Source organism: Mycobacterium sp., assembly GCF_008709575.1.
Lineage (GTDB): Bacteria > Actinomycetota > Actinomycetes > Mycobacteriales > Mycobacteriaceae > Mycobacterium.
The window spans coordinates 22,575-28,630 of sequence record NZ_VYIK01000052.1 but is presented as its reverse complement, the minus strand read 5'-3'; the positions used below and the strand labels follow the sequence as shown (position 1 = coordinate 28,630).

3 protein-coding genes and 2 pseudogenes are annotated in these 6,056 nt (G+C 70.6%); 2 read left to right on the top strand and 3 right to left on the bottom strand.

What is annotated here, in order from left to right; translation table 11 throughout:
* A pseudogene (locus tag F6Q13_RS12750) lies at nucleotides 1-563 on the bottom strand (beta-ketoacyl synthase N-terminal-like domain-containing protein); the annotation flags it as partial.
* A 328-nt stretch (nucleotides 564-891) separates the two neighbouring features.
* Between F6Q13_RS12750 and rbpA the strand changes: the two are divergent.
* Nucleotides 892-1,230, top strand: a complete 339-nt coding sequence (gene rbpA, locus F6Q13_RS12745) for an RNA polymerase-binding protein RbpA (protein WP_293056907.1) — start codon at nucleotides 892-894, stop codon at nucleotides 1,228-1,230.
* Here the strand turns inward: rbpA and lnt are convergent.
* Nucleotides 1,205-3,717 (bottom strand): annotated as a pseudogene (gene lnt / locus F6Q13_RS12740) (apolipoprotein N-acyltransferase). The gene rbpA and the pseudogene lnt sit on opposite strands and share 26 nt — an antisense overlap.
* Nucleotides 3,710-5,212 (bottom strand): amidohydrolase, encoded by a 1,503-nt coding sequence (locus tag F6Q13_RS12735; protein WP_293056915.1) that lies wholly within the window; start codon nucleotides 5,210-5,212, stop codon nucleotides 3,710-3,712. Before F6Q13_RS12735 ends, lnt begins: the two are co-directional and overlap by 8 nt.
* A gap of 144 nt (nucleotides 5,213-5,356) precedes the next feature.
* Here F6Q13_RS12735 and F6Q13_RS12730 point away from each other — a divergent pair, with 144 nt between their 5' ends.
* Entirely contained in the window at nucleotides 5,357-6,055 is a 699-nt protein-coding gene (locus F6Q13_RS12730; RefSeq protein ID WP_293056876.1) for a dienelactone hydrolase family protein, read from the top strand.
* Nucleotide 6,056: the final 1 nt, after the last annotated feature.

Genomic DNA, 6,056 nt, shown 5'->3' with positions numbered 1-6,056 from the left:
TAGGCCACCCGGCCCGAGGCCACGCTGGAGGTCATCCCGGTCAGCCGGTAGCCCTCGATCTCCTCGGCGAGCATGCCGTAGCCCTGCGCGATGATCCCGGCGAATACCCCGGTGGCGCTGCCGCGCAGGCCGGTCGGGTCAATCCCGGCCCGTTCCAACGCCTCCCAGGACAACTCCAGCAGCATGCGTTGTTGGGGATCCATCGCCAGCGCCTCCGACGGCGACACCCCGAAGAACGCCGCGTCGAAACCCGCGACGTCGTCGACGAATCCCCCCGATCGCGTGTAGGAGGTGTGCGGCGTGTCGGGATCGGGGTCGAACAGTGCGGCCAGGTCCCATCCCCGATCGGTGGGAAAGTCCGAAATCACGTCGCGGCCGTTGGCCACCATCTCCCAGAGGTCTTCCGGTGACTCCACCCCGCCGGGGAAACGACACGACATCCCCACGATCGCGATCGGTTCTCCCGACCGTTCGAGCAGGGCGCGGTTCTGCCGCTTCAGGCGCTCCACCTGGACCAGCGCCTTACGCAGCGCCTCGGTCGCATGCTGGAGTTGCTCAGTCATATGTGGTTACCCCTCGCCTAACGTCTCGGCCGGACGCGCCACGCGGCCCCTGAGGTGACGGGCCGAGTCAGGAAAGTCGATCGGCTGGTTCCTCGGCCGGCAGCGACCCAGGTCAGCGATCCATGGCGCGACTGTACCCGGCACCCGGCCCCGGTGGTCAGGCGCGTCGGCGCCAACCGCCGTCGGGCCGATCGGGCGGGTATCATGACGATGCTGGCCGGCTGCCGCAACGCTGCCGAAACCAGGCGTCCGAGGAACTAGCCGGCGTGCCCTAGCGTTATCCAATCCGGAAAGACCGACGCGGAGGATTTCTAAGGAGTGGCGGCCAATGGCTGATCGAGTCCTACGAGGCAGTCGCCTCGGAGCCGTGAGCTACGAGACCGACCGCAATCACGACCTGGCGCCTCGCCAGATCGCGCGGTATCGCACGGACAACGGCGAAGAGTTCGAGGTTCCGTTCGCTGACGACGCGGAGATCCCGACCACCTGGCTGTGCCGCAACGGCATGGAAGGCACCCTGATCGAAGGCGACCTGCCTGAGCCTAAAAAGGTCAAGCCGCCGCGTACGCACTGGGACATGCTGCTGGAGCGCCGCTCGATCGAGGAGCTCGAAGAATTGCTCAAAGAGCGTCTCGAGCTGATCAGATCCCGCCGCCGCGGTAGCTGACCCGGCTGGGTGTTCCCGGCTGTGCGGGGGCTGTGGGCAGCGCCTGGTGGCCGGAGAGCCGTGCGCCGATCCCCCACCGGGCGACTTTGACCAGCGCTTCGCGGATATTGGACCCGCTCATCTTGGAGATCCCGAGTTCGCGCTCGGTGAACGTGATCGGGACCTCGACGACGACGAAACCGTCGTTGACCGTGCGCCAGGTCATTTCGATCTGAAAGCAGTAGCCCTTGGAGTCCACGGCGCCGAGGTCGAGTTTTTCCAGCACCTCCCGCCGATAGGCCCGGTAGCCGGCGGTGATGTCGTGCACGCCGACCCCCAACAGCACGCGGGAATAGGTGTTGGCCACTTTGGACAGCGCTATGCGCCGCCACGGCCAGTTGCGCACGGTTCCCCCGGCGACGTAGCGCGAGCCGATGGCCAGGTCGGCGCCTGCGTCGACGGCATCCAGCAGCCGGTGCAGCTGTTCGGGCGCGTGGCTGCCGTCGGCGTCCATTTCGACCAGGGTGGTATACCCCTGGTCGAGTCCCCAGGCGAAACCCGCGAGGTAGGCCGCTCCCAGGCCGTCCTTGGTGGTGCGATGCATCACGTGGATCCGCCCCGGGCCGGCCGTGTTGTCGGCCCGGGCCAGCTCGTCGGCCAGCCGTCCGGTGCCGTCAGGGCTGTTGTCGTCGACGACGAGCACATGGGCATCCGGACGGGCCCGGTGCAGCCGTTGCAGGATGAGTGGGAGATTCTGACGCTCGTTGAACGTGGGGATGATTACCAGGATGCGCTGGCTGGGGCGCGGCGCCGGCTGGCTCATATGGCTCCTCATGTTCGGCCCTGGCAGGGCTGCGGGTCGGTCGCCGGCAGTGACCGGCGTCGTTTCGGACGCGGGAACCACCCATTGTGCAGTATTGCAGCGAGGACCGCGCCGCTAGCCGCCAGGACCAGTACCCACTGCAGTGTGGGGGCCCAGCGGGTGGCCGGGGTCAGCGCGGTCTTCAGACGCACCTGGCTGTCCAGGTAGGCGGGCTCGAAGAAGCCGGTGCGGACCAGCTCGCGGCCGTCGGGCGCGATGACCGCGCTGATGCCGACGGTGCCCGCGACCACGACATATCGATCGTGCTCGACCGCACGCACCTTGTCGAAGGCCAGCTGCTGCTCGCTCATGGCCCGATTGAACGTGGCGTTGTTGCTGGGCATCGCCAGCAGTTGCGCGCCGGCCAGGACCGAGTCCCGGGCGGCACGGTCGAAAACCACTTCCCAGCAGGTGGCGACGCCCACCGGGACACCCGCCACATGGACCACACCGGTGGTCGGCCCGGGCACGATGTGGCCGGCGAAGGCCGCGTATCCCGAGAGGTGCCGAAACAGCCACGGCCAGGGCAGGTACTCGCCGAAGGGTTGCACGATGCGTTTGTTGTGGCGCTCGGCCGGTCCGCTGTCGGGGTTCCAGACGATCACGGTATTGGTGTAGGCCGGGTCGTCGGGTGACCGGTTGGGTACCTCCAGGATGGTGCCGACGAGGATCGGCGCCGCGATCGCGTCGGCCGCCGCCGAGACCTGCTGCGCGGCGTCGGCGTTGGCCAGCGGGTCGATGTCGGATGCGTCCTCGGGCCAGACGACGAAAAGTGGTTGGACCGCGCGTCCGGCGTGCACGTCGTCGGCCAACCGCATGGTCTGCCGCACGTGGTTGTCGAGCACGGCGCGGCGCTGGGCGTTGAAGTCGAGCCCGAGCCGGGGCACGTTGCCTTGCACCGCGGCCACGGTGACGGTGGGCTCGTTGCCCGCTCCGGCGCCGGAGCGCCGGACCGGGGGCCAGACGACGACAGTTGTGAACAGCACCGCGCAGATGCACACAGCCGGCAAGACCACGGCCGGTGCGGGAGCGGCGTCCGGGCCGGCAGCGTCGGCCGGCCGGGCCGATCGCCACCACGACACCACCTCGAACGCGATGGCGGCCGCACTGAACCCGATCAACACGATCCCGAAAGTCAACAGCGGGGGGCCGCCGAGCCGCACCAGCGGCAAAAACGGCCCTCCGGTTTGACCGAAGGCCACCACGCCCCAGGGGAACCCCCCGAACGGGACAACCGACTTCAACCACTCCTGCGCGGTCCACAGCAGCGCGAACCAGATCGGCCAACCGGGCAGCCGACGCACCACGACGGCCAGCAGTCCGAAGAGTCCCGGAAATACCGCGCAGGCGACCGCCAGCGCGATCCACGGCGCGGCTCCGACCAGGGTGGCGATCCACGGCAGCAGCGGCAGATAGAACACCAGCCCGAACAGAAAGCCGTAACCGAGCCCACCGAGCAGCGTCGTGCGGGGCCGGGTCAGCACCCAGGCCAGCAGCGCGAACGCCGGGACGGCGGCCCACCACCAGTTGGCCGGCGGAAAGCTGGTGTAGAGCAACACCCCGGCACCCGCCGTGGCGCCCAGCCGCGTCAGTCGCGGCCGCAGGGTATTGACGCTCCCGGCCAGCCGCGCCGGCACCCTAACCATGGATCACCACGCCCCGGTGCACGGTTTGTCGGCAGCGCGGCCACGCTCGGGCGGTCAGCTTCGGCAGTGCCGGCAGCCGCGCGCGAGTATCGGTGTCGAGGTGCCCGACGTCCCACACCGCGTAGGACGCCGGCGCGCCGGGCGCCAGCGTGCCCGTCAGCCCGTCGCGGATCCCGCCGGCCCGCCAGCCGCCGCGGGTCGCCGCGGCGAACGCGGCCCGCTCCGAAACGGCGTTGTCCGGAGTGCGGGTGTTGGCGGCCGCATGAACGCTGCGCCACGGGTCGATGGGCGTCACCGGGGCGTCCGAGCCGAACGCGAGGGGCACGCCGTGGGATGCTAACAGCGACAACGGGTTGAGCCGGCCGGCGCGCTCGACGCCCAGACGTCGCGCATACATGCCGTCGCGGCCGCCCCACAGCGCGTCGAAGCCGGGCTGCACACTGGCCACGACGCCCCACGCGCCCAGTTGTGCGGCCTGCTGCGCGGTCACCATTTCCAGGTGCTCGAGCCGGTGCCCGCACCGGGCCACGGCCGCCACCCCCAGGTCCTCGACCACCCGTTCGAACGCGTCGACCACGGCCGCCACGGCGGCGTCGCCGATGACGTGGAAGCCCGCCGGCACCCCGGCTTCAGTGCATGCCCGCACATGCGCGGTGATCAGGTCCGGCTCCAGGTAGCAGGCGCCGACCCGGTCCGGGGCGTCGGCGTAGGGCTCGCGCAACCAGGCGGTCCGCGAGCCCAGCGCGCCGTCGACGAACAGGTCGCCGGCCAGCCCGCGGGCCCCGGTCTCGGTGACCAGGGCCCGGGCGGCTGCGGCGCTGGTGACGGCCTGCCCCCAGTAGCCGATCACCTCGACAGCGTGCCTCCCGGACTTGTGGGCGCGCAGCTCCTGCCAGTCGTCGAGCCCGCCGATGTCGGGTCCGGCGCATTCGTGCACGGCGACGATGCCGGCTGCGGCGGCCGCGGCCAGCGCCGCGTCGCGGGCCTGGGCGCGTTGCGCCCCGGTCAGCAGCCCGCGGGCGACAGCCCGGACCCGGTGGTGGGCGTCGCCGGTGAGCGGCTGTTGGGCGGCGTATCCGGTGGCGGCCGACAGACCGGCGGTGCGCCGGCGCAGCCCAGTGGAGGCCAGCGCCGAGTGGGCGTCGACGCGGGCCAGGTAGGCGGGCCGGTCACCGAGCACCCGGTCCAGCTCGGTCGTGGTCGGTGGGCTGGGATCCCGCCAGCGTGATTCGTCCCACCCGTGGCCCCACACCGGCCGGCCGGGATGGGCGGCGGCGTACTCGGCGATCCGCTGCAGGCACTGGTCGCGTGAGGCGGCGGCCCGCAGGTCCAGTCCGGTCAGCGTCAGGCCCGTCGCGGTGAGGTGGATGTGACTGTCGACGAACGCCGGGGCGACGAAGCCGCCGTCCAAGTCGACGACGGTGGCGCCGGCGAACTGGTCACGGCCCTCGTCGTCGCTGCCCAGCCAGGCGATCACGCCGTCGCGAACGGCCATCGCGGTGGCGTCGGGGTGGGTCGGGCTGTAGACCCGCCCGCCCAGCAGCAGGGTCGTCACGCTGCGAGCCACCCGCACAGCCGCGCCATGTGATGGCAACGTCGGCGCCCACCGCGACAGTTCCGCTGTGCCAGGATGGCTGACGTGACGACAATCGAGCTGGATACCCCGGACGGCCCGATCGATGCGCTGCTGGACATCCCTGACGGACCGGGGCCGTTTCCCGGTGTGGTGGTGGTTCACGACGCCTTCGGCTACGCCCCGGACAAGACGTCGATCTCGGAAAACATCGCCGCCGCCGGTTATATTGCGCTGACCCCGAACCTGTATGCCCGGGGCGGCCGGATGCGCTGCATCACCCGGGTGTTCCGCGAGCTGCTGACCCAGCGGGGCCGTGCCCTTGACGACATCGTGGCCGCCCGCGACTATGTGCAGTCGATGCCGCAATGCACCGGCCGGGTCGGCATCGCCGGCTTCTGCATGGGCGGACAGTTCGCCTTGATCCTCTCCCCCAAGGGTTTCGGCGCTTCAGCCCCGTTCTACGGAGTGCCGCTGCCGCGCGATCTGAGCAACACCCTCGACGGGGCCTGCCCGATCGTGGCCAGCTTCGGCGCCCGCGACCCGATGGGCATCGGGGCGCCCAACAAGCTGCGCAGGGTGCTCGAGCACAAGGGCATTCCCCACGACGTCAAGGTCTACCCGAAAGCCGGGCACGGCTTCGCCAACAAGCTGCCCGCCCAGCCGCTGCTGAAGGTCACCGGATTCGGCTACAACCAGGCCGCTGCCGAGGACGCCTGGGCGCGGGTGTTCGCGTTCTTCGGCGAGCACCTGCGCGACGGCTGAG

Excerpts from the sequence above, each read along its gene's own strand:
- rbpA (WP_293056907.1), top strand. The coding sequence starts at position 892 with ATGGCTGATCGAGTCCTACGAGGCAGTCGCCTCGGAGCCGTGAGCTAC.
- F6Q13_RS12735 (WP_293056915.1), bottom strand. The coding sequence starts at position 5,212 with ATGGCCGTTCGCGACGGCGTGATCGCCTGGCTGGGCAGCGACGACGAG.